At 59.7% G+C, this 22,888-nt stretch carries 22 protein-coding genes; 14 read left to right on the forward strand and 8 right to left on the reverse strand.

The features are described 5' to 3' along the window. Positions 1–19 precede the first annotated feature (19 nt). The 4 genes from HV822_RS07840 to HV822_RS07855 all read right to left on the reverse strand — a co-directional run bounded on the left by HV822_RS07840 (position 20) and on the right by HV822_RS07855 (position 6,228). Positions 20–3,103 (reverse strand): efflux RND transporter permease subunit, encoded by a 3,084-nt coding sequence (locus HV822_RS07840; protein ID WP_238873253.1) that lies wholly within the window; start codon positions 3,101–3,103, stop codon positions 20–22. 1 nt (position 3,104) lies between these two features. Next, the gene (locus tag HV822_RS07845; protein ID WP_238873255.1) at positions 3,105–4,211 is read right to left on the reverse strand and encodes an efflux RND transporter periplasmic adaptor subunit; all 1,107 of its coding nucleotides are present in this window, start codon (positions 4,209–4,211) and stop codon (positions 3,105–3,107) included. Positions 4,212–4,256: 45 nt separating this feature from the next. Continuing rightward, positions 4,257–5,399, reverse strand: a complete 1,143-nt coding sequence (locus HV822_RS07850; protein WP_238873257.1) for a thiolase family protein — start codon at positions 5,397–5,399, stop codon at positions 4,257–4,259. A 220-nt stretch (positions 5,400–5,619) separates the two neighbouring features. Then, entirely contained in the window at positions 5,620–6,228 is a 609-nt protein-coding gene (locus HV822_RS07855; RefSeq protein ID WP_238873259.1) for a TetR/AcrR family transcriptional regulator, read from the reverse strand. A 125-nt stretch (positions 6,229–6,353) separates the two neighbouring features. On the opposite strand from HV822_RS07855, the gene HV822_RS07860 reads away from it, so the two are divergent. The 7 genes from HV822_RS07860 (at position 6,354) to HV822_RS07890 (ending at position 11,662) form a co-directional block, all read left to right on the forward strand. After that, positions 6,354–6,911 carry a carboxymuconolactone decarboxylase family protein gene (locus HV822_RS07860; protein WP_238873261.1) on the forward strand — a complete coding sequence of 186 codons (558 nt, stop codon included), beginning with the start codon at positions 6,354–6,356 and terminating at the stop codon, positions 6,909–6,911. Between the two features lie 290 nt (positions 6,912–7,201). Continuing rightward, a complete protein-coding gene (locus HV822_RS07865) occupies positions 7,202–7,795 on the forward strand; it encodes a TetR/AcrR family transcriptional regulator (RefSeq protein WP_238873262.1) in 594 nt (197 codons plus the stop codon). Next, positions 7,785–8,687 carry an alpha/beta hydrolase family protein gene (locus HV822_RS07870; RefSeq protein WP_238873264.1) on the forward strand — a complete coding sequence of 301 codons (903 nt, stop codon included), beginning with the start codon at positions 7,785–7,787 and terminating at the stop codon, positions 8,685–8,687. Before HV822_RS07865 ends, HV822_RS07870 begins: the two co-directional genes overlap by 11 nt. Then, the gene (locus HV822_RS07875) at positions 8,684–9,115 is read left to right on the forward strand and encodes a PaaI family thioesterase (RefSeq protein WP_238873266.1); all 432 of its coding nucleotides are present in this window, start codon (positions 8,684–8,686) and stop codon (positions 9,113–9,115) included. The genes HV822_RS07870 and HV822_RS07875 overlap by 4 nt, the downstream gene beginning before the upstream one ends. 170 nt (positions 9,116–9,285) lie before the next feature. Then, positions 9,286–10,029: a 5-oxoprolinase subunit PxpA gene (locus tag HV822_RS07880; RefSeq protein WP_238873267.1), complete on the forward strand. Its 744-nt coding sequence runs from the start codon at positions 9,286–9,288 to the stop codon at positions 10,027–10,029. Further along, positions 10,026–10,724, forward strand: coding sequence for a 5-oxoprolinase subunit PxpB (pxpB, locus tag HV822_RS07885; RefSeq protein WP_238873269.1), 699 nt, complete (start codon positions 10,026–10,028; stop codon positions 10,722–10,724). The genes HV822_RS07880 and pxpB overlap by 4 nt, the downstream gene beginning before the upstream one ends. Beyond that, entirely contained in the window at positions 10,721–11,662 is a 942-nt protein-coding gene (locus tag HV822_RS07890) for a 5-oxoprolinase subunit C family protein (RefSeq protein ID WP_238873271.1), read from the forward strand. The genes pxpB and HV822_RS07890 overlap by 4 nt, the downstream gene beginning before the upstream one ends. A gap of 65 nt (positions 11,663–11,727) precedes the next feature. On the opposite strand, the gene HV822_RS07895 is transcribed toward HV822_RS07890, so the two are convergent. Continuing rightward, complete coding sequence (locus HV822_RS07895; RefSeq protein WP_238873272.1) at positions 11,728–11,952, reverse strand: DUF2798 domain-containing protein; 225 nt, start codon at positions 11,950–11,952, stop codon at positions 11,728–11,730. A gap of 1 nt (position 11,953) precedes the next feature. After that, complete coding sequence (locus tag HV822_RS07900) at positions 11,954–12,445, reverse strand: DUF2938 domain-containing protein (RefSeq protein ID WP_238873274.1); 492 nt, start codon at positions 12,443–12,445, stop codon at positions 11,954–11,956. An 82-nt stretch (positions 12,446–12,527) separates the two neighbouring features. On the opposite strand from HV822_RS07900, the gene HV822_RS07905 reads away from it, so the two are divergent. The 4 genes from HV822_RS07905 (at position 12,528) to HV822_RS07920 (ending at position 17,314) form a co-directional block, all read left to right on the forward strand. Continuing rightward, positions 12,528–12,962 (forward strand): helix-turn-helix domain-containing protein, encoded by a 435-nt coding sequence (locus HV822_RS07905; protein WP_238873276.1) that lies wholly within the window; start codon positions 12,528–12,530, stop codon positions 12,960–12,962. An 892-nt stretch (positions 12,963–13,854) separates the two neighbouring features. Next, entirely contained in the window at positions 13,855–15,057 is a 1,203-nt protein-coding gene (locus HV822_RS07910) for a hypothetical protein (RefSeq protein WP_238873278.1), read from the forward strand. Beyond that, a complete protein-coding gene (locus HV822_RS07915; RefSeq protein WP_238873280.1) occupies positions 15,054–15,497 on the forward strand; it encodes a three component ABC system middle component in 444 nt (147 codons plus the stop codon). The genes HV822_RS07910 and HV822_RS07915 overlap by 4 nt, the downstream gene beginning before the upstream one ends. Then, entirely contained in the window at positions 15,494–17,314 is a 1,821-nt protein-coding gene (locus tag HV822_RS07920) for a DUF3732 domain-containing protein (RefSeq protein WP_238873282.1), read from the forward strand. The genes HV822_RS07915 and HV822_RS07920 overlap by 4 nt, the downstream gene beginning before the upstream one ends. Positions 17,315–17,363: 49 nt before the next feature. On the opposite strand, the gene HV822_RS07925 is transcribed toward HV822_RS07920, so the two are convergent. Further along, on the reverse strand, positions 17,364–18,404 hold the full coding sequence (locus HV822_RS07925) for an IS481 family transposase (protein WP_238870298.1): 1,041 nt from the start codon (positions 18,402–18,404) through the stop codon (positions 17,364–17,366). Between the two features lie 551 nt (positions 18,405–18,955). On the opposite strand from HV822_RS07925, the gene HV822_RS07930 reads away from it, so the two are divergent. Next, positions 18,956–19,903, forward strand: a complete 948-nt coding sequence (locus HV822_RS07930) for an IS481 family transposase (protein ID WP_238870637.1) — start codon at positions 18,956–18,958, stop codon at positions 19,901–19,903. A 193-nt stretch (positions 19,904–20,096) separates the two neighbouring features. On the opposite strand, the gene HV822_RS07935 is transcribed toward HV822_RS07930, so the two are convergent. Then, entirely contained in the window at positions 20,097–20,981 is an 885-nt protein-coding gene (locus HV822_RS07935) for a pirin family protein (RefSeq protein ID WP_238873284.1), read from the reverse strand. Between the two features lie 180 nt (positions 20,982–21,161). On the opposite strand from HV822_RS07935, the gene surE reads away from it, so the two are divergent. Further along, on the forward strand, positions 21,162–22,130 hold the full coding sequence (gene surE, locus HV822_RS07940) for a 5'/3'-nucleotidase SurE (protein WP_238873285.1): 969 nt from the start codon (positions 21,162–21,164) through the stop codon (positions 22,128–22,130). Positions 22,131–22,141: 11 nt separating this feature from the next. Next, positions 22,142–22,882, forward strand: a complete 741-nt coding sequence (locus HV822_RS07945; protein WP_238873286.1) for a hypothetical protein — start codon at positions 22,142–22,144, stop codon at positions 22,880–22,882. Positions 22,883–22,888: the final 6 nt, after the last annotated feature.

A 22,888-nucleotide genomic window follows, 5' to 3' on the forward strand; every position in this document is an offset into this window, starting at 1 on the left:
GGTTATTGAATGCCGACCGTCATCTTACGCCTATTGCCGGCTCGCTGGCACTACCCGCTGACGAACGCGACAGCACCAACATGCACAGCGCCGGCAGGAACAGCAGGGTCAGCAGGGTGCCCATCACCACACCGCCAATCAGCACGCAGGCCAGCGAGGCCCAGAACACCGAAAAGGTCAGCGGGATAAAGGCCAGTGCAGCCGCCAGCGCGGTAAGAATGACCGGCCGGGCGCGGCGCACCGTGGCCTCGATCACCGCTTCGCGCACGGCCATGCCGGCGCGCTGGTTCTGCTCTATTTGATCGGTAAAGATCAGCGTGTTGCGCATCAGAATGCCGCCAATGCCGATCAGCGCCAGAATCGCGTTAAAGCCGAACGGCTGGTTGAACAGCAGCATGGCCGGCACCGCGCCAATCAGCCCCAGCGGCGCGGTGGCAAACACCATGAACATCTGCCCGAACGAGCGCACCTGCAACATGATTACCACCAGCATCAGCAGAATCATGATCGGGAACAACGCCGACAACGCCTTGTTGGCAATCGCGCTCTCTTCCACCGGCCCGCCGATGGTAATGCTGTAGCCCGCCGGCAGCCCGGCGACGATGTCCTCCAGGTCGCGGTAGGCGGCCATGGCTGCATCCGGCGGCTGGGTACCGGCAACGATATCGGCGCGCACCTCAAAGGTTGGCTCGCGATCTCGGCGGCGCAGGACCGGGTCTTCCATCACCGGCTCAAAGTGCCCCACTTGGCGCAGGGCGATGGACTGGCCGGCGTCGTTGCTGAGGGTCAGATCCTCGATGGCGCCCAGATTCTGCCGCTGCGCATCCACCGCCCGCACCATAACGCTGACCGTGCGCGTGCCTTCGCGCACTTCGGTAATCGGGTTACCGGACAGCAGCGCATTGATCTGCGATTTGACCTGCGCCGGAGTAAAGCCGAGCAGCCGCAGGCGGTCCTGATCCAGCACCAGGCGGTAGCTGGCGGCGCGCTCGCCCCAGTCGATAAAGGTATCGCGGGTCAATGCGTTGGCGTCCACCCGCTCGCGCACCTGCTCGGCCAGCGCGCGCAGGGTGTCGAGGTCCGGGCCACTGACGCGGAACACCACCGGGAAGGGCACCGGCGGGCCAAACACCAACTGGGTAACGCGCACCCGTGCACCGGGAAAGGCGCCGTCGGCAATACGCTGACGCAGGCTGCTCATCAGCGCATCGCGGGTGTCGGCATCCGGGGTCTGCACAATCAGCTTGGCGAAGGCAGCGTCCGGCAGCTCGGGGTTGAGCGACAGGAAGAAACGTGGCGCGCCCCCCCCTACGTAGGAGTCCACCATCAGGGTTTGCGGCTCGGCCATGATCACCTGCTCGACCCGCCCCACCATCGCCTCGGTGTTCTTGAAGGCGGTGCCCGGCGGCATGTAGACCTCAACAATCACCTCAGAGCGATCGGAGTTGGGGAAGAACTGCTTGTTCACCACCTTCATGCCCATCACGCTGAGTACAAAGGCAACCAGCACCAGGGCGCTGACCAGCCAGCGCTGGCGCACGCAAAACTGCACCATGGCTCGCAGGCGCTGGTAATTGGGGCCGTCGTACAGCGCCTCGTGGCCGCCAGCCTTGCCCTCGATCTTCGGCAGCATCTTCACCCCCAGATAGGGCGTGAACACCACCGCCACCACCCAGGAGGCGATCAGCGCAAAACCGACAATCCAGAAGATGTTGCCGGCGTACTCCCCGGCGCCGGAGCGGGCAAAGCCAACCGGCAGAAAGCCGATGATGGTCACCAGGGTGCCGGTCAGCATCGGCGCCGCGGTAGATGACCAGGCGTAGGTCGCAGCCGCCAGCCGGTCCATGCCTTCCTCCAGCTTCACCACCATCATCTCGATGGCGATGATGGCGTCATCCACCAGCAGGCCTAACGACAGAATCAGCGCGCCCAGGGTAATGCGATCAAACTCGCGGCCGGTCATCATCATCACCACAAAGACGATGGCCAGGGTCAGCGGCACCGCCGCCACCACCACCAGCCCAACGCGAAAGCCCAGCGCCAGCAGGCTGACCAGCATCACCACACCCAGGGCCACGAAGAACTTGAGCATGAACTCGTCAACCGCGTTGCGAATCTTGCTGGCCTGGTCCGAAACCTTTTCAAAATGGATGCCCAGCGGCAGGCTGTCATGCACCCGCTGCTCCTCGGCCTGCAGCGAGGTGTCCAGATCCAGGCCGTTGAAGTGCGGCTCCATGATCACCCCGAGCATCAGCGCCGGCTTGCCCTGGTGGCGAATGCGGTAGCTGGCCGGGTCTTCATAGCCCTGACGCACTTCGGCCACGTCGGCGATGCGCAGCACCCGCCCGTTAGCGACCACCGGTACATTCTCGATCTGCTCAAGCGAACTGAAAGCGCCATCCACACGGATATACGCGCGCGGGCCGGCGGTTTCTACCGAGCCGGCCGGCGCTACCGCGTTTTGCCGCGCCAGCGCGGTAAAGATCTGCTCCGGGGTCAGCCCCAGGGTCGCCAGACGCTGGTAGGAAAATTCAACATAAATGCGCTGCGCCTGCTCACCCAGAATGTTGACCTTCTTCACCCCCGGCAGCTGCAGAAAGTTCTGCCGCAGCTGCTCGGCCAGCTGCACCAGTTGCCGGTGTGGCAACTGGCCGGCTTCCAGCGCGTAGAGCGCAAAGTAAACGTCGTTGTATTCGTCGTTGAAGAAGGGACCGGCTACGCCGGAGGGCAGTTTGCTGGCCTCATCACCCAGCTTCTTGCGGGTCTGGTAGAACAGCTCGGGGATCAGCTCGGGCGGCGCAGCATTGGAAAAGATCACCTTCATCGAGACAAAGCCCGGCTGTGCGGTGGTTTCCACCCGGTCGTAGTAATCCAGCTCCTGCAGCCGCTTCTCCAGCCGATCTGCCACCTGCTCCTGCATCTCGCGGGCGGTGGCACCAGGCCAGGCGGCGGTTACGGTCATCACCTTGACGGTGAAGGAGGGGTCTTCGGCGCGGCCCAGCTGCATAAACGCAAAGGTGCCCGAGAGCATGACCGCAATGATCAGAAACAGCGTCACGGCGGGGTTGCGCACCGCCAGCGCCGAGAGATTGAAGGTTGCCATCTCAGTGCTCCTGCGTGCCGGCGCTGCCACTCAGCTGGTCCGGCGGCAGCAGCCGCACAGCGTCCCCCTCGTGCAGCAGGTGCGCCCCCAGGGCAACCACCTGCTGGCCCGCCTGCACCCCGGACTTGAGCAGCGCACGCTCCTGCCCGAGCGCAGCCACCTCAACCGGGGCAAACTGCACGGCGCCCTGCTCGATGCGCCAGACACCCGTGCCCTGTCCGTTATCGAGCAGCGCACCAATCGGCACCTGCAGCAGCGTCTGCTGCTCATCACCCTGCAGGCGAATGCTGATGGTCGAGCCGATCACCAGCGGCAGCGGACTGTCGCCCAGCACGTAGCGCGCGCGATAGGTGCGGGTAACCGGGTCCGCCACCGCCGACAACTCGCGCAAGGTCGCGGCAAAGGGCTGCTCCGGGTGGCCGAACAGATAGGCCTGAGCCTGCCCCTGGGCCAGCGCCCGGCGTGTTTCCGGAATATTGATCACTGCCTCGCGGGCGCCATCATGCGCCAGCCGGGCGACCACCTGACCGGCCGCCACCACCTGCCCCTGGTCGGCCAGCACGTCAGTCACAATGCCATCGGCGTCGGCGGTCAGCGTGGAGTAGCCGCGGCGGTTTTCAACCTGTGCGGCATCGGCACGGGCCGACGCCAGATTGGCCTCGGCCACCCGCAGCTCGGTTACCAGCTGGTCATGGGCCTGACGAGAAATGGCGCCGTTGTCAGCCAGCTGCCGGTAGCGCTGCTCGTCGCTCCGCAGCTGCCGTACCGAGGCCTCACCCGAGCGCACCCGCTGGCGGGCAGCGCGCAGCGCCAGCTCGAAGTCGTCGACATCCAGCACCAGCAGCACATCACCGGCGGCGACCCTATCACCCGGGTCTACCCGCCGCTCGATCACCTCGCCGCCAACCCGAAAACCCAGCTCGCTTTGGATACGCGCGGCAATCACGCCAGTAAACAGGGCTTCGTTGGCGCCCACCTGCTGCACCTCGGCCGCCAGCACCAGCCGGCCCTCCGGCGACGTCGGCGCGGTAGCGACCGCCTCCTTGTCTCCGCACCCGGCCACACCCGCGACAAGCCCCACCAACAGCATGATTCTGGCAGCTGACATCCTTAACTCCACTCCGTTGTGCCGCCCTGGCAGGGCGCTTTTTTATCAATGTCCGATGGCTTCCAGCAGGGTGGCCACGCCCTGACCGCCGGCGATGCACTGGGTCGCGACCGCGTAGCGACCACCGGTGCGCTTGAGCAGCGCAGCGGCCTTGCCGGTAATGCGCGCGCCGGTGGCGCCCAGCGGGTGCCCCAACGCCAGTGCGCCGCCGTCCAGGTTGACCCGCTCCAGCGGCATGTCCAGCTCACGCAGACAAGCCAGCGACTGGCTGGAGAATGCCTCGTTGATTTCCATCAAGTCGACATCATTGATTGTCAGACCGCCGCGGGCAAGTACTTTGCGCGTTGCTTCCACCGGCCCCATGCCCATGATCTCCGGTGCGCAGCCGCCAACGGCAGTGGCCTTGATGCGCGCCAGCATCGGCAGATTGTGGCGCCGGGCAAAGTCTTCGGTGCACACCAGCACCGCCGCGCTGCCGTCGGTCAACGGCGACGAGGTGCCCGCCGTCACTACACCGCCAAAGGCCGGTTTCAGGCCCGCCAGCGCCTGCATATTGGTGCCGGGGCGGATGCAGCCGTCTTCGCTGACCAGACCATCGGGCGTGGTGATCGGCACAATCTCATCGGCCAGCAAGCCCGCCGCCCGTGCCTCGGCAGCCTTGGCGTGCGATAGCACCGCCAGCGCATCCTGATCCTCGCGGCTGACGCCATAGCGACGCGCCACTTCTTCTGCCGTGTGCCCCATGGCCATGTACACCTCGGGAAACGCCTGCAGCAGCGTCGGGTTGGGTGAGGGGGTAAAGCCGCCCATCGGCACGCGAGTCATCGACTCAACCCCGGCGGCGATATAAGCCTCACCGGCGCCCAGCAGCAGTTGGCCGGCAGCGAAGTGAATGGCCGTCATCGAAGAGCCGCAGAAGCGGTTCACGGTCACGCCACCCAGGGTTTCCGGAAAACCGGCACGAAAACTGGCGATACGGGCGACGTTGGTGCCTTGCTCACCCTCCGGGTAGGCACAGCCCATGATCACGTCTTCCAGCAGGGCGGGGTTGAGGTCAAGGCGCTCAACCAGCCCACGCAACACCTGGGCAGCGAGGTCATCCGGGCGCAGATTGATCAGCCCACCCTTGCGGGCAAACTGGAAAGGGGACCGCAGATAACCGGCGATTACGATGGAGGTCATGGTCATGCTCCTGTTGGTGAACGCATCCAGCTTTGAATGATGACCATAATTCAATTTAAGCACTTTAAATGTCAAGCATAATTTAAAGGCGTTACGCGACGGAAACACGGAGTAATTCCACACACCCTCTGCGAGCCCTCAAGCGTGCAGAGGCAGGGCGCGATATGCAGCCAACAGTGGTTCTACTGGCAAGCGGCGCAACGCAGCCAGAGGTATGCGGACCGAATCAGTGCTGCCCTTGCAGATAAGGGTCCAGCAGGGCAGCCATGTCGTCAGCCAGGGCGCTCAGGTGCGCCGGCGAGATGTCGCGCTGGGCAAAGCTGCGCAGACCGATGATCTGCCCCTGCAGCAGCCGCGCCAATCGGGCGGGGTCTGTTTCCGGGCGCAGTTCACCCGCCTCCCGCGCCTGGGCCAGGCACTGGGTCAGGCGCTGCTCCATCTGGTCCAGCACGCGGTTGACCTGCTCGCTCAGCGCCGGCTCCTCGGCATTTACCTCCAACAGCGTCTTGATCAGCATGCAGGCCCGCGGCGGCGTGCCAGGGCGCACCAGGCAGGGGCCAGCCAGGCTGCGCAGGTAATGCCGCAGCCCCTCAACCATGCCCTCGCGCTGGCTCAGGCACAGCGCCAGCTCCTCGGCCATTTGCGCGGCGTAACGATCCAGCACCTCACTGAACAACCCGCGCTTGCTGCCGAAGGTGGCGTAGAGGCTGCCAGGGCGCATGTCCAGCGCCTGCTCGATGTGCTTCATCGAGGTGGCGTGGTAGCCGCGCTCCCAGAACAGCTCAACAGCTTGATCCAGGGCGACCTGACGATCGTGACGGGCGGGACGAGGCATAGCGTGGTCCTGACGGGGTGATTGAGCAGACGTTCAATAATGACTTGAATGATCGCTCAAAAACAGTCAGGATGCCAATTGTTGAATGATCACTCAAAAAAACACTGCAATCTCCAGGAGGCTCCATGTCCCGTTTTACCCTGCACGACAAGAACAGCGCCCCCGAGGCGGCCCTGCCGCTGATCGAGAAGTCAGAGAAGGGCTTTGGCCGCCTGCCCGGCCTGCACGCTGTGATGGCCGAGGCTCCGGCTCTGCTTGATGGCTATCAGGTACTGCACGGCCTGTTTCAGCAAACCAGCTTCAACGCCGATGAGCTGACCGTGGTCTGGCAGACCATCAACGTCGAACACGCATGCCACTACTGCGTACCGGCCCACACCGGCATCGCCAAAATGATGAACGTATCGGACGAGATCATCGACGCGCTGCGCAACGAAACCCCGTTGCCAGACAGCAAGCTGGAAGCCCTGCGTACCTTCACTCTGGCTATGGTGCGCGAGCGCGGTAACGTCAGCGAGGCCGACCTGGACGCCTTCTTCGCCGCCGGCTACGGCCAGCGTCAGGTACTGGAAGTGATTCTGGGGCTGGCCCAGAAAGTGATGAGCAACTACACCAACCACGTTGCCCAAACCCCGGTAGACAGCGTGTTCGAGCAGTATCGCTGGGAGCGCGCCGAGGGCTGATGAGCCCACTGCGCTTGGCCTGAGGCAGCGCGGGGGCTGAACGGCGTTGGCGTCACGCCATTCAGCCCCGTTTACGCGGGCGAGTCGCGCAGCGTTATGGGGCGGAAGCGCCACCGCCAGCTGAGACGCGCCGCGTAGTCGGGAGCCCCCGGGGCTCAGCAAAGCCACAGGCAAACCCGCCACCCGCACCGCAGTAAATAGGATATCGGTAACGCCATTAACGGCGTCGATTAGCTCATCGCGCTATCCAAGGCTTTACTCCGTAGACCGATCGGTCTATAACTATCCCCATGAGCAAAGAAGATAGCCGTCACATTCTCGTCAAAACCATGCAAAGCGCCTTGCAGAGCAAGGGGCTGCATGGTGTTGGCCTGAGCGAGATTCTGAAGACCGCCGGGCTGCCGAAAGGCAGCCTGTATTACCACTTCCCTGGCGGCAAAGAAGAGCTGGCACTGGCGGCCATTGCCCAGGCCGAGGCTGAGATGACGGCGTTTTTGGAGCAGGTGTTTACCCGCTTTGATGACCCGCTGGACGCGCTCGCCGCCTGGATCGACAGCGCCCTGCAACGCATCGCCGCCAGCCGCTTCAAGCTTGGCTGCCCGCTGGCCGCCGCAGCACTTGATTGCTCACCCGACGACACTGACCTGCTGCTGGCCCTGAACCGCGCCTTTGACACCCTGCGCAACCAGCTCAGCGCGCACATCAGCCGCGCCGGCTTCGCCAGCGAAGCGGCCGCCGACCTCGCCGCCCTGGTGCTGACCAGCTACGAGGGCGGCCTGATGATGGCTCGCGCTGCCGGCAGCACCGACCCTATCGAACGCGCCTTCCGAGCGCTGCTCAGCCACGTTCGCCTGCAACAGAAGGAACTCACCCATGGCCACTGACCCACTCGCTCCGCGCGCCCTCAAGCTGACCGCCGCCGACGGCTATCCGCTGGCCGCCACCCTGTATCCGGCCAACCAGCCGGTCGGCCAGATCTTGGTCGGCAGCGCCACAGGAGTGCCGCAGGGTTTTTACCGCCGCTTTGCCGAGTACGCTGCCAGCCACGGCTACACCACCCTGACGCTGGACTATCGCGGCATCGGCGCCTCGGCCCCGGCCAGCCTCAAGGGCTTTGAGATGGATTATCTGGACTGGGCCGATAAAGACCTGGCCGCCGGCGTGGACTACCTCAGCCAGTCAGATCTGCCGCTGTATCTGGTGGGCCATTCCTTCGGTGGCCACGCCTTTGGCCTGCTGCCCAACCGCGACGCCATCACCGCCGTGCACACCTTCGGCACCGGCGCCGGCTGGCACGGCTGGATGCCCAAGGGCGAGAGCCGCAAGGTGCAGGTCATGTGGAATCTGGTGCTGCCGCTGATTGTGCGCATCAAGGGTTATCAGGCCTGGAACTGGCTAGGCATGGGTGAAGACCTGCCCAAAGGCGTCTACCGCGACTGGAAACACTGGTGCCGCTACCCGCGCTACTTCTTCGAAGACCCGAACATGGCCTGGCTGACCGACCACTTTGCCGCCGTGCGCACTCCCATCAAGGCGGCCGTTTCGCTGGATGATCTGTGGGCAGGCCCGGCCTCACGCGATGCCTTTATGAGCGCCTTTACCGGTGCCGATTATCAGGCGCAAGACATTGACCCCAAAGCCCTCGGCCTCAAGCCGCTGGGCCACATGGGTTACTTCCGCGCCTACGCCGAACCCCTCTGGCGCGATGCGCTGGACTGGTTCGCTCACTATCCGACCGCTGCCCAGGCAGCGTCACGCCACAAGGAAACAGCATGAACCCGAAAGACATGACCGGCCTGCAGATCATGCAGGCTGCCGCCGCCGGCCATATGCCGATTGCGCCGATTGCCAAAACCATTCCGATGCAGGTGAAGCTGGCCGAAGAGGGCCGCGTGGTATTTGAAGCCACCGCCGACGAAAGCCACACCAATCCGCTGGGCGGTGTGCACGGCGGCTTTGCTGCCACCGTGATGGACTCGGTCACCGGCTGCTCGGCCCACACTACCCTGGGCGCGGGCGAAGGCTACGGCACCATCGAGCTGAACGTGAAGATGTGCAAGCCGGTGCCGTTCAACAAAACCCTGATCGCCGAAGGCAAGGTCATCAACAAGACCCGCCGCCTGATCATCAGCGAAGGCTATCTGCGCGACGAGAACGGCTCGCTGTATGCCTACGCTACGGCGACCAATATGATTCTCAGCTAGGAGCCTCAAGCCTCAAGCCTCAAGCCTCAAGCCTCAAGCCTCAAGAATGGTGCTCACCGGCAAGGCCGAGTTCCGGCTCGGCCACGGCGAACCTTGTCCTCTGCGGTAAGAACCCCGAGAATCGGCGCAGTGCCCTTTGGCAGTAAAACCGGGCCGCAGAGGACAACCGCATGCATCACATCCAACTCAACTGCGACATGGGCGAAAGCTTCGGTGCCTGGACCATGGGCATGGACGAGGCCGTCATGCCGCACGTGCACAGCGCCAACATCGCCTGCGGCTTTCACGCCTCCGACCCGTCCACCATGCGCCGCACCGTCGCGCTGGCCATGCAGCACGGTGTGCGCATCGGCGCGCATCCGGCCTACCCGGATCTGGTCGGCTTTGGCCGCCGCTCGATGGCCTGCTCCGCGCAGGAAGTGGAAGACCTGCTGCTCTACCAGCTCGGCGCACTGGACGGCATCTGCCGCGCCGAAGGCGCCAGCCTCAGTTACGTCAAACCCCACGGCGCGCTCTACAACGACATGATGAAGCAGCCCGCACTGCTCAAAACGGTGCTGCGCGCCGTTGCCCGCTTCAACCCGCAGTTGCCGCTGATGCTGCTGGCCCGCCGCGACAACCGCGAAGCCGAGCAGCTGGCCGCCGAGCAAGGCATCGGCCTGCTGTTTGAAGCCTTTGCCGACCGTGGCTACGACCCCGACGGCTACCTGCTGCCACGCAACCAGCCGGGCGCCGTGCACCACGACCCGGAGCGCATCCTGGCCCAGGCGCTGAGCTTCGCCCGCAGCGAGCCGATCACCGCCAGCGACGGCAGCCAACTGACCCTGCGCGCCGACAGCCTGTGCGTACACGGCGACAACGCCGAATCGGTCGCCGTGGTCGCGCGTATCCGCGCCGCACTGGACGCGCTGTGAATCTACGCATCGAGAGCGCAGCCATCGACAGCCTGATGGTGCGCCTGTTCGATGAGATAGACGAAGCCAACATGCCCTGGCTGATCGCCGCCGCAGAACAACTGCGCCAAGCCTTCGGCGCGCAGTTGATTGATCTGGTGCCGTCGTACACCACCTTGCTGCTGCACTACGACCTGCACGCCCTGAGCGAAGCTGACGCCATAACGCTGATCCGCAGCAGCCTGCACAACCTGCAACCGCTGGCCGCCGACACCGGCACCCTGCACGCCATCCCGGTCTGGTATCACCAGAGCGTCGGCCCCGAGCTGCCCGCCATCGCCCAACGCGCCGGGCTCAGCCCGGAGCAGGTGATCGCGCAGCACTGCAGCCGTGACTACCCGGTGTTCACCCTCGGCTTTGCGCCCGGGTTTGCCTATATGGGGTTGGTGGATGAGGCGCTCGCCTCGGCCCGCCTCGGCACCCCGCGTCAGCGGGTGCCCAGGGGCAGCGTTGGCATCGCCGAACGGCAAACCGCCATCTACCCTCTGACCTCACCCGGCGGCTGGAACCTGATTGGTCGCTGCCCGCTGACCCTGTTCAGCGCCGAGCGCGGCAGCCTGCTGCAACCCGGCGACCGGGTGCGCTTTGTGTCTATCGACCACGCCGAATTTATCCGCCTGGGCGGCGACGACACGGCCATGGAGGCCAGCGCATGATCGAGCTGCTGGTTGAACACAGCCTCGGCTTTGCCCAACTGCAAGACGGCGGCCGCTTTGGCGTGCGCCATTTGGGCATCACCCAGGGCGGCGCGCTGGACTGGGTCGCCATGCAGCAGGCCAACTGGCTGCTCGGCAACGCCGCCGATGCCGCCGTGATCGAAATCCCCCTTGGCGGCCTGCAACTGCGCGCGCACGCCGAAGGCTGGCTGGCACTGAGCGGTGCCGATCTGGATGCAAAACGCGATGATCAGCCACTGGCACCCGGTCAGGCATTCCAGCTGCGCCACGGCCAGACGTTGCAGTTCAACCGCCCCAAACGCGGCGTGCGCGCCTACCTCGCCACCCCCGGCGGCTTTGCCGCAGACCCGGTGCTGGGCGCCATCGCTACCGTTATGCGCGAACAGCTCGGCGGCCTGCACGGCAATGGTCGCGGCCTGCACAACGGCGACCGCCTGCAGGGCAAGGCCAGCAACGCCGAACCCAGAACCCTGCCGGCAGATGCACTCTGGTATCCGGGCCATGAGGTCGTGCTCGACCTGATCCCCGGCGCGCAAATCGCCGGCTTTGCCGGTGCCAGCCTGTTCGCCGCCTTCAACCAGATCTGGACCCTCGACCAACGCGCCGACCGCATGGGCATGCGCCTCGCCGGCCCCGCCCTGCGCTACCAGGGCCAGGCGCTGATCTCCGAAGGCATCCCCCTCGGCGCCGTGCAGGTGCCGCCAGACGGCCAGCCGATCATCCTGATGAACGACCGCCAAACCATCGGCGGCTACCCGCGCCTCGGCGCGGTCACGCCGCTGTCGCTGGCGCGGCTGGCGCAGTGTGCGCCGGGGCAGAAGGTGAGGTTGCGGGTGGTGAGTCAGGAAAGCGCGAGACGAGAGATGCTGAACGTTATCAGCGCACTACAAACACAGGGCGCATCTTTCGGATCGTAGGGTGGACAAAAGCGCAGCGCTGTCCACCAAACGCCACCCGACGCAACGCTGAGGCGCACCACCACTCACACCGTCAACCACCCCACCAGCCGCCGCACCCAGGGCGCAACCAAGGTCACCGTCGGAAACGCCACCGGCCAGGTCAGCGCGCAGCTTCTGAGCCACGCCGCAATAAAGTGCTCATCAAAGCCCTGGGTGACCGCAATCACAAAGGCCGACACCAAGGTCACCATGATCGCCGACAGCAACGCGCCGAAAACAAGCGGAGCAAAACGCGCAGGAATAGCCATATCAGACTCCTTCAAGAAGATTGAGAACCAGCGCTGAGCCATACAGGCCCAGACCAAAAACGCTATGGGTGATCAGACTCTGCAAGCGGGCGGCATTGGGGCGCGGCGTACGACTCGCCGCAACACCGGCGCCCATACCGGGCTGCATCAGCAGAAAGGGCGCCGCCACCGTCACAACGCCCCACGCCAAGGCGGGCAATAGCGTTGGCTGACGAAGCCACTCGGCGCCGCACATCGCCACCAGCAGCAGCGCAAACACCACCCCGATCAGGTAATGCGCGCCCCAGCCAAGCAACGCCTCCGCCGGGATCGGCCGGGCAGCGGCAATGCGTTCATGCCGAAAGCGCCCATGCGCCATATGCCCCAACCAACGCCCCACCAACGCATAGTCCGCCGGCGGAATGCCCAGCAGCTGTTTGCGCACCAGCCCCCAGCCGTCCATCACCAGCGTTGCGCCTACGCCAACAGCAACCGCGCTCCACACATCATTCATTTTCTGCCTCCTGTGAGTTGCCCTGAACGGGCAGAAAATGCACGATGCCACTTAAAGTCGACTTTAAGTCAAGGACGCGAACATGGACATCAACGAGGTCTCGAAAGCATCCGGCCTGCCAGCCTCCACACTGCGGTATTACGAAGAAAAGGGGCTGATCAAATCGATTGGCAGGCGCGGCCTGCGCCGGGCATTCAACCCGCGCGTGGTGCAGCAGCTGGCACTGATTGCGCTGGGCCGCGCGGCGGGGTTTTCACTGGATGAGATTGCGCAGATGTTCTCGCCAGACGGCCGCCCCGAGATTGATCGCGAGCAGCTATCCAACCGCGCCGACGCGCTGGACCGCAAAATCCGTCAGCTCTCAAACCTGCGCGACGGCCTGCGCCACGCCGCCGCTTGTTCCGCGCCCAATCACCTGGAGTGCCCGAAGTTTTGTCGGTTGATGGATGCGGCGGCGATGGCTGCTAAAAGTAAGAAGACCCGTAAGAGCAAGGTGAGTCCGCCGGCGGCAGAGTGAGCGCAGCTCCAGCGTCATCCTCGGCAACTCAAGTCAGTCGGTACTCGCACCAACCGCACCATTGATCGTTCCCACGCTCCGCGAGGGAATGCATGCAAGGACGCTCCGCGTCCGACCCCTCAAGCACCATCTCGTTCGTAGGGCCACGGCATGCCGTGGCCGTGCTGCCTCCATCATCGCGACTTTGCTCGACATTTGCGGCGCCGTCCTGCTCGCCTTTCGCCTTCTCCGGCGAGCCAAGGGGGGCCGCTTGCCCGGCCCCCCTTAGCAATCCCCCCGGGCACCCGACTACGCGGCCCTTCGGGTTCGCTGCGTTGCTCGGGCTGACGGGGAGTCATAAAACTCGGCTCTTCGAGCCTCAGACATCCTATGACTCTCTTTCCCGCCAGCCCTGCGCTACTCGCCCGCGTAAACGGGACTGGGGTCCGTGCATTCGCGACGTTCCCAGCTGCCCAGCAATACCTTGGCAGGTGATCTAGCCTTTAGCCATATTCAGGGTTGGCAAACGCGGCGTCTAGTAGCACTATCGAATCACCGCACTACTCGCGGCCCCGTCAGGAGGCATGGATGCTACATAGACTCGACTCGTTTCACCTCGAATACCCGATAGCACCCTCACCCGCGCGCAAGCCTTCGTCGTCGTCCAGTGGGGCGTTACGCCTCACGCGATTTAACATTCCGCACTCACGCAAAAATACCTCTAATCTATTGACATATAAGGAAATATTAGGCCGCGGCGTGCAGCGCTACGCCACGTAAGAAAGTTAGCGCGATCTAATTATTCGCTGCGCTCACTCGGACGGCTAAAGCCCGAACCCTAACCAAACTATAAGGATCCTCTACAAGCACATCCCCGCCGTGCTGCCTTACAGAGAATGATATTGAGGTTTTTATGTCTAAGGGATTTTTTGAAAACGTTGCAGCCGACAAAAGCCAACTAGGGTTTGATTACCAAGATCTTGTTTGCCTAGAGTATCTAATCGATATGAAACCAGGTGAAACGGTTGGGCTGGAAATATTTGACGATGTGCATCATGAAAGGATTTGTGGAAGTAACTCCCTTATTCAAGTAAAGCACTCAATTAATGACAACAGCACTCTGACAAATAGAGACATTGATCTTTGGAAAACTCTTTATAACTGGAGCAAAGCATTAGACCAGCTCAGCTCAAGTGACATTGAATTTATATTTTTCACCAACAAGAAGAAGACAAGCCAGAGCGGCATCATTCAATTATTAGATACTGAAAAGCCGAACACCCCTGATTTAATTAAATTAATTTCCGAAACCAAGGAAGACATTGGTGCCAAGGAAAAAGAAAAGGATGCTGGCGCTGCAGCAAACCCTATAAAGAAATATATTGACTACATAGATAGCTTGGATTATGCGAAAAAATACAAACTACTAAGCAAAATAAAATTCATATTCTCACTCGAAGACATCTTTTCTCGACTGACCAAGAAGATAGAATTTTTCTCTATCAGTGAAGGTCAGTCTTTAGATGTTGTATACCAACTAATAGGTGCATTTAGAGAACAAAAATACAAACTGATAAGTGGCAAGAAAAAAATGTCAATAGATTACACCACATTTAGAAAAACATTCCAATTTGACCGCATAATACAGATATCGCAGGACAGAAAGATAGACTTTAGCCGGTATCATCAATTTAAAAATATAAACACCATCGATCCAAAAAACGGGATATTTGCAAAACAGCTTGCCGATATTGATATCCCACCAGAAGATATAACTGAATACGCAATTGAATATGCTGCAACCAATATGTTTATACAAAAACTGATTATTTCTGGCGATTTTAGTAAATCTGAAAACGAGTCCATTAATGAAGAGGTCTTTTATGGATGGAAATCTCTACATGAAAGGCTGTATGACCGAGATGGGATAGATACTAATAACGAGCATAATCGTGTCGCGCGAAATTGCTTTCGTGGTATTGGTGACATACCTGTAGCTGTTGCAAACTCATCATTATCTCGTGCGATGGTGACAGGAAAAGGCGAGGAGCTGTCCGATATATGTCGTATCGGATGGAGGAAAGACTGGAAAGATTTATATGGAAATAATAAATGATTGGAATTCTAAACAATGAAGCTCTGTGCTTGATTGCCATACAGTCTATCTTGGCATTAAAACCACGCCTCAACATTGCCAACTCCTACCTAATTGCCCCGCTTGTATTTGACAAAAAAATACTTGGACACCTCAAGCGAAAAACTACAGACATTCTATCTGCCCAAGAAATGGTCACAGAAAACAGCTCCCGCTTTATAGGATTTAATGAAAAGTTCAATGACTCATTAATAGTTAGCACAAACGCCATTGCGATGGGTTTGGAGCTCGGTTTATTTGATCTAAAGGGCGGAGAGCTAGTTTTGGCAACATCGGATTCTTTTTATACAGAGAATTTAGGTCATAAATTTGATGACTTTATCAGAGCCTCTGAGAATGTAGCCAAAATATTAGCCGAGCCCCCATCATCACTGTATGCCTTATTGAGGATAGAAGTATGACTGTGCAGATTAAAAACATATTGATTTGGCAGAAAAGTGGTGGCGTTCGAAACTTGGAGCTAAAACGTAACGCTGTAAATGTCATCACTGGTGAATCAGGGAAGGGCAAGTCCTCCGTTCTTCATATCATTGATTACTGTCTGCTATCGTCTAAAGCAGATGGTATATCAAAGGCAAACATTGATGACAAATCCAGCTGGTACGGACTACGACTTTATACAAGTCGGGGCCTAGTTACTATTGCTCGGGCTGCGCATCATGTCGGAGAGACGAGCACCGTTTACTTTTCTGATACTGGTGAAATTCCTGACACCCCCATACACAACATTAAGATCACGAGCTTAAAAAAGGCTTTAGATAAGGAGTTTGGCTTAGATAGTGACCTTAAGATCCCATATGGCGGTAAAACCATAAAAGCGGGCTCAAAAGTTTCTTTCAGACATTTCTTAAGCCACTGCTACCAAGATCAAAACACCATTGTCGCTCCAGACTATTTATATAACAAGCCAAATGATATAAAAGTTACTGAGAGAATTGAGCGTACGTTTAGGATGGCCTTAGGCATCGTTGACGCTAAAGGAGCGATTGTAAGTGAAAGGCTGGATAAGTTGAGATCAGATCGCCTAAGCATCGAGCGTCGCTCAGAGCTTATGGGGAAAAAACGACTAGAGTTCCAGGAGGATGTGGTTTCTCTTGAAGAAGAAGCAATCTCTTTGGGACTTATAGAAAAAGCCAGCGACGACATCCAGTCAGCTTTAGACGTTTTAGAAGAAATTGCTAACTCGCCTATAGAGCGGTTTAGCGATACAGGTGAGAAGGTTCAGGAGTTGGAATTAAGGGAGCTTGAACTTAATAGGAAGTTAAGAAAATTCAAGAGCTTCTACCAGGGCTATAGAGAATACCAGTCTATAATCAAGGAAAGTGACGATTCGATTCGTCCTGTATCATACCTAATCGATAGGTATAGAGAGATTCTACCAGGGACCAAAACCAACGAAATCTTACAGTCATTAGAAAACGAATTAAAATCAGCCAAACAGATCTGGAAGAAGCGCAACGATTCTTTGTTGCATGTCGATATTTCTGACCAGACTAAGACCTTAGAAGCAGAGCTGAAGGATCTTCGCATTAAAATACAAGAGCTCAAGGGTTTATCTGAGCGCCTGTCTTCCCCTAAGGAAATATATCGCTACCAAGGTAAGCTAGGAGTAAAAGTTGAGCTTTACTCGGATAAGGCTACCCCACTAGATTATTCCGAAAGGCTTTCTGAAATCGATGCCAAAATCTCTCATTTAGACGATATCACTCAAGACATTGATTCCAAACGAGAGTTTGTGATGGGAAAACTCAATGAGAAAATCAATGAGCATTTAAGCCGACTGAAGCTAAAAGGTTACGAAACAAGCCGGGCAATTTTTTTGGAACGTGAAAAAGCTATAAACCTGATTATCGACGAAGGGCGCTCAGTAGAGAAGATGGTTGATATAGGCAGCGCGTCTAACTACTTATATATTCATCTATCTTACTTCATGGCGTTGCATGAAGTGGCACGCGGTAACAATGTACCTTGGATGCCTCATTTTTTGGTTTTTGACCAAGTAAGCACACCTTATGCAGTTGAAAACTCTGATGATATAACCAGCCTTGACTTAGCCCTCAAAGAGTTAAATAGTTTTGTAGATAGCATGAAAGACAAAGGAGGCATACAGGTCATTCTCATGGAGCACATACCAGAGTCTCATTGGACAAACCTCAAGCTAGACAACTTCAAACTAGTAGATAAAGAACTAATTGATGGGTACGGGCTTATTAATTAGCTGTACAGATCAAGTATTCACCTGACACCGGCCCCGTTCCGGGGCTGAGTTAAACAGCGTCCTCCGTGGCCGGTTCTGGCTGCTCAACAATACCTTCGATGAACGCTTGGCTTGGCGTTCTCCCGTTCATCATCCGACCCTGGTGGGGCCGCTCGTAGTTGTAGTGGTGCAGGTACTTATCGAAGTCCTCCTGCATCTGTTCAACGCTCTCATACCACGTCGTACGCCCTGCCACGCGGAAGTGCTCATCCAGCAGCGTGCGGTGTAGTCGCTCCACAAATCCATTGCTCTGCGGACGTCGAACACGCGTGGTTCGGTGCTCGATCCCTTCGAGCTGAAGGAACAGTTCGAAGGGATGGTTATCCGGCCTGCCGCAGTATTCGCGGCCGTTATCCGACAGCACGGTTTCTACCCTCACGGCGTGCTGCTCGAAAAACGGCAGCACATCGTTATTCAAGACATGAACCGCAGTGACCGGCATCTTGCTCGTGTACAGCCTGCCAAAAGCAAAACGGCTGAAGCAGTCGATAACAGTTTGCAGATACACCTTGCCGACGCCTTTGAGCGTGCCGACAAAGAACGTGTCTATCGCAACCAGTTCGCCGGTGTGATGCACCTCAATCTGCCGCTCCCGGAACTCAGGGCTAAAGCGTTCCAGCAGGCGAATCTGCTCATCGCTGAGCTCCAGGGCACGATCCTTCTGCTCTCGTTCCAGTCGCAACAAACGGTCATGCTTGGACAGCAAGTCATGCCTGCTCCAGACGCCTCGAACGCCGCCTGAGCTAACTGTGATGCCGCGCAGGGCCAGTTCTTGTGATACCCGCAGTGGGCCATGGGTAGGGCGTTGTAAGCTGTAGTCCAGAATGGCTTGCTCAATCTCGGGCGACACCCGGTTAGGATGCGCACCTTTGCAGCCCGGCAGCTTATCCAGCAGGCCAGATGACCCGTAGGTCTGGTAATTCCTGCGGATCTCGTAGAACTGCTGGCGGCTGTATCCCATCACCTTGCAGGCCTTGCTGACGTTGCGTAGCTCTTGCGCCAAGTCCAGCAGGCTGAGCTTACGTCGTGCTATTTTCTCCTCGGTGGTCATGCGTGCTTCTCCAGGTTATGGACAGGTAGGGGTACCCGTTTCATAACCCGGTTCGAGGCCGTATGACCACCACCCCTGACAGTGGTCAACTGTCAGGTGAATACCGTATCAGCACAAATTAGCCATTGGCTAGAGTTGAATTTAGCCTTAACAAATTCATGTTGCCGGACTGGTTTTTCACTGCGCTACAAACCAGCCGCAAATGCGAGCGTTATACAAGATCTAAACTGCATTTTTAAATCATCTCAATCGTTGTTCTCGACCACAAGAACCGCGAAGCATCGACCCAGAGTAAGACCTCGACCCAGTGCACGGCCCCACCGGGTCCCCGTTTACGCGGGCGAGTAGCGCAGGGCTGGCGGGAAAAAGAGCCGTAGGATGTCTGAGGGGCGTAGCCCCGAGTTTTACGGCTCCCCGTCAGACCGAGCAACGCAGCGAACCCGAAGGGCCGCGTAGTCGGGGTGGCCTAGGTGTGATCTTTCAGTAGGTTGTTCATTCGGGACATACCCGGCAGATTGGAGGTGCGAAACAACAAGCCCCCGGAGTCCCGAATGAACAATCACAAAAATGCCCGATTAACTGTCCATGGTCGAGCCCTTTTGATCACTCGTATCCTTGAAGATGGTCTGCGCCCCTGCGAAGCTGCACAAGCGATGGGGGTCAGCCTGCGTACCGCTTACAAGTGGCTCGCGCGCTACAAAAACGAAGGCCACGACGGGCTGCACAATCGTTCTTCCCGACCTCGCTATTGCCCGCATGAAACGCCACCTGATCAGCAACAGCAGATCATTGAACAGCGCCGCGAGCGCCGAGTTTATAGGCATATCAGCGCCCAGGTAGGCGTGAGCGTCGCCACTATCGGCCGAGTTTTACGACGAGCTGGCCTGAACCGGCTGAGTGCGCTTGAGCCTGCGCGGCCGACCAATCGATATGAGCACGACAACCCTGGCGACCTGTTGCACTTGGATATCAAGAAGCTGGCACGCTTCCGGCGCCCCGGTCACCGTGTCACAGGTGAGTTCAAAGGGAAGTCGCACGGCGCAGGCTGGGAGTACATCCACATAGCCATTGACGACCATAGCCGTGTTGCGTGGGCAACGACTCATCCTGACGAGACGGCTGCCAGTGCATGGCGTGCGCTGACTAGCGCCATTCGCTACTACCGGTCACTCGGGATACGTATTCAGCGCTTGCTGACGGACAACGGTAGCTGCTATCGCTCCGCGCTGTTTGCACGCGCTTGCCGACGACTGGGGCTCAAGCATGGCCGCACGCAGCCCTATACGCCACGAACCAACGGCAAGGCCGAGCGCTGGATACAAACGGCATTACGGGAGTGGGCTTATGCTCGTTCTTACGACGACTCTGAGCAAAGAGCAGATCATCTAAATGCATGGCTACATCAGTACAACTGGCATCGCCCACACTCAGCTATCGGTGATCTGCCACCTATCAGCAGGCTGCCGAAGATGAACAACCTACTGGCTTTACACACCTAGGGGGTGCAGGGGGAAATGGCCATGCATTTCCCCCTGCTCGCCGTAAGGGCGAAACCGTGACGTGAAGAATCATTGCAGATAGGCAGCAGCGAGCACGCACGCCAGCACGGGCACGGCATGCCGTGCCCGCCCACGCAGGTGATTGCGGATACCCCGTGTGGGGGTGATCCATTGGGGCGACGTTCACGCGCGATTATGCACTCCGCCACGGCAACGCCGGTGCCGCCAACCGCTCCCCATCAAACCCCGCGACCTTGCCGAAACGCGCAGACTCCGCCTGCCACTCCCGCGTAGCTTCGATGATGTATTCGCGGCTGTAGCCGACAAAATTCCAGAACATCAACACCTTCTCGGCCGGTTCTCCGCCGATGAGGATCAGCCGGCTGCCGGGGGTTAGGGTCAGGTGCAGGGTGGTGGGGCTGGGGTCGAGGGCGGCTAGTTCGTTTTCGGCGAAGCGTTCGCCGTCCAGTTCCAGTTCGCCTTCCATCACCAGCAGGCCGTGTTCAAAGGCGGGGTTGAGGGTCAGTTCGCAGGTGCCGCCGTTGGGGCTGTGGATATCCAGGCCGAGCAGCGGGCTGTAGACCTCGACCGGGGAGCTGCGGCCGGCGAAGTCGCCGACCAGCAGGGTGAAGTCGATGCCGTTTTGCTGCCAAGTGGGCAGGCTTGGGTAGTGGGTGAAGGCGGGGGCGGCGTTGGCCATGTGTGGCGGCAGGGCGATCCACAGTTGGGCGGCGTGCAGGCGGTTGGTGGCGTCGGTGGAGTCTTCGGTGTGGCTGACGCCGCGGCCGGCGGTCATCAGGTTCACCTCGCCGGGGCGGATCACTTGCTGGTTACCGAGGCTGTCGCGGTGCAGCACCTCGCCTTCGATCATCCAGGTGAAGGTTTGCAGGCAGGTGTGCGGGTGCGCGCCTACGTGCATGCCGTCGCCCGTTTCAAAGCGGGCAGGGCCGGCGTGATCGAGAAAGCACCAGGCGCCAATCTGGCGGCGCTGGCGGGTAGGCAGCACCCGGTTGACCGGCAGGGTGCCGCCAATTTCGGCGCTGCGGGCGGTGATGCGCTGTGGGTTGGCTGTGGTCATCGCGGCGTTCTGCTCCCGAGCGTTTCTGCCAGCATAGGGGGCAACAGTGGCTCCAGCAAATGTACCGACATAACAACATTAAATAATAACGACACTTAATGCGTCGTTATTGACTATCGTTGCATTCAGACTATTATCGAGCTTCCCGTGACCCACAACAAAAACAAGGAAGGACACTGCATGCACACACGTTCGTTTCTCCCCTGCGCCATCAGCGCAGTCCTGGCCCTGGCGGCCGCTCCGGCCCTGGCGTTGGACATCATGCTGGTCAACGATGACGGCTGTAACTCAGACGGTATTCAGGCTCTGGCCAGCGTTCTGCAAGAACGCGGGCACACGGTCAGCATGTACGCCCCTTCGGGCGAGCAAAGCGGCCAAGGCTCGCGCCTGACCCTGCCCAAGGGCAGCTGCACCGTGCGCTTTGAGCTGTCTGATACCGACCTCAGCGGCGCTCCGGTTGGCGACAGCCGCTTTTATTGCATCAAGGCAACCGCCGTGCCGGCCAGTGACAGCTGTACCGCCGAGAGCCATTTGCCGCTGCCGTTTCTGGAGCTTGGTCAGACTGTCAGCGCCAGCCCCGGCGACAGTGCATTTATCGGCCTGACGGCCTTTGGCGAGCAAAAGCCCGATCTGGTGATCTCCGGCATCAATGCCGGCGACAACATCGGCTTGACGGCCAACTACTCCGGCACCGTCGCCGCCGCCATGACATCCCTGCGCAACGGCGTGCCCGCCATTGCCACCAGCCTGTCGGTGCGTTCAAGAGACTTTCAGCCTGCTGCCAATTTTGTGGCTGATCTGGTGGCCGAGCTGGAGCGCGTGGCTGATGGCGGCCCCTTGCTGCCAGCCAAGACCGGTTTGAACGTGAACATTCCCGCTGGTACGGCCAAGGGCGTGCTATTCACCCAGGTCGGCACCGACTCCACCATTGGGGTGGCGGATCAACTGCAAACTGACGGCACCTATATCCGTGCCTACGACCTCAAGCTGGCCCCAGAAGGTGTACCCGTGGAGCAGATTACCGATGAGGCCACTGCCCTGCGCGAAGGCTATATCAGCATCAGCACCATCGACGGTGACTATAACGCGACCAGCGCCCCTCAGGCCTTCACCCGCCTCAAGCTGGACAGCCTGGCAGAGCAGCCATGAAGGAGGCGCCAATGAAAGTACTGCAACTCGGCGTCGTGGCGCTCAGCTGTCTTAGCCTGTCCGCATGCCTTGGCAGCAGCAACAGCGATGACGCTCCGGCCGCCGAAACACCAAGCTTCTCGTCCAGCGGGGTCTATCAAGGGCTGCTGCTGACCGACGCGGGGGAGCCGCTGTGGGCAACCGCGCTGGTGACCGAGCAGGGCCCGGTTCTCGGTCTGGTGCGCACTGCGGACGATCAGTTGCTGGGGCTGTTTCAGGCTCAGCCCAGTGCCCAGGGGCCGGCGCAGGGTTCCTGGCTGGCGCAGGGCGAGTTGCCCGAGGATCTGTCTCTGGCGGTGCAAGACCTGAACGCCGACAGCTGGCAAGGCAGCTTCAGCACCCAGGCGCTGCAGGGCGACTGGCAACTGCAGCAATATACGTCCGCCCAGCCGTTGACGGCGGAAGGACGCTATACGCTGATGTTCGCTGACACGGCCAGCGTGCTGACGCTGGCCGCCGACCAGCGCTTTAGTCTGGAGAACCCGGACTGCCAGCTGCAGGGGCAATGGCAGCAGCACGCCACCGAGGGTACGCCGATCCTGAGTTTGCAAGTGGAACAGCAGCAGGGCTGTACGCTGCTGGGCGAGCTGCAACAGCTGCAGGCCTACACGCAGGATGACGCGCTGGTTGACCAGCCGTTGCTGCAGCTGCTGTGGCGCAGCGAACAACAGGCCGGTGCCAGCTACCTGTTCCGCTCGCAAAACCCGGAGTAGGGCACA

Source organism: Halopseudomonas maritima, assembly GCF_021545785.1.
Taxonomy (GTDB): domain Bacteria; phylum Pseudomonadota; class Gammaproteobacteria; order Pseudomonadales; family Pseudomonadaceae; genus Halopseudomonas; species Halopseudomonas maritima.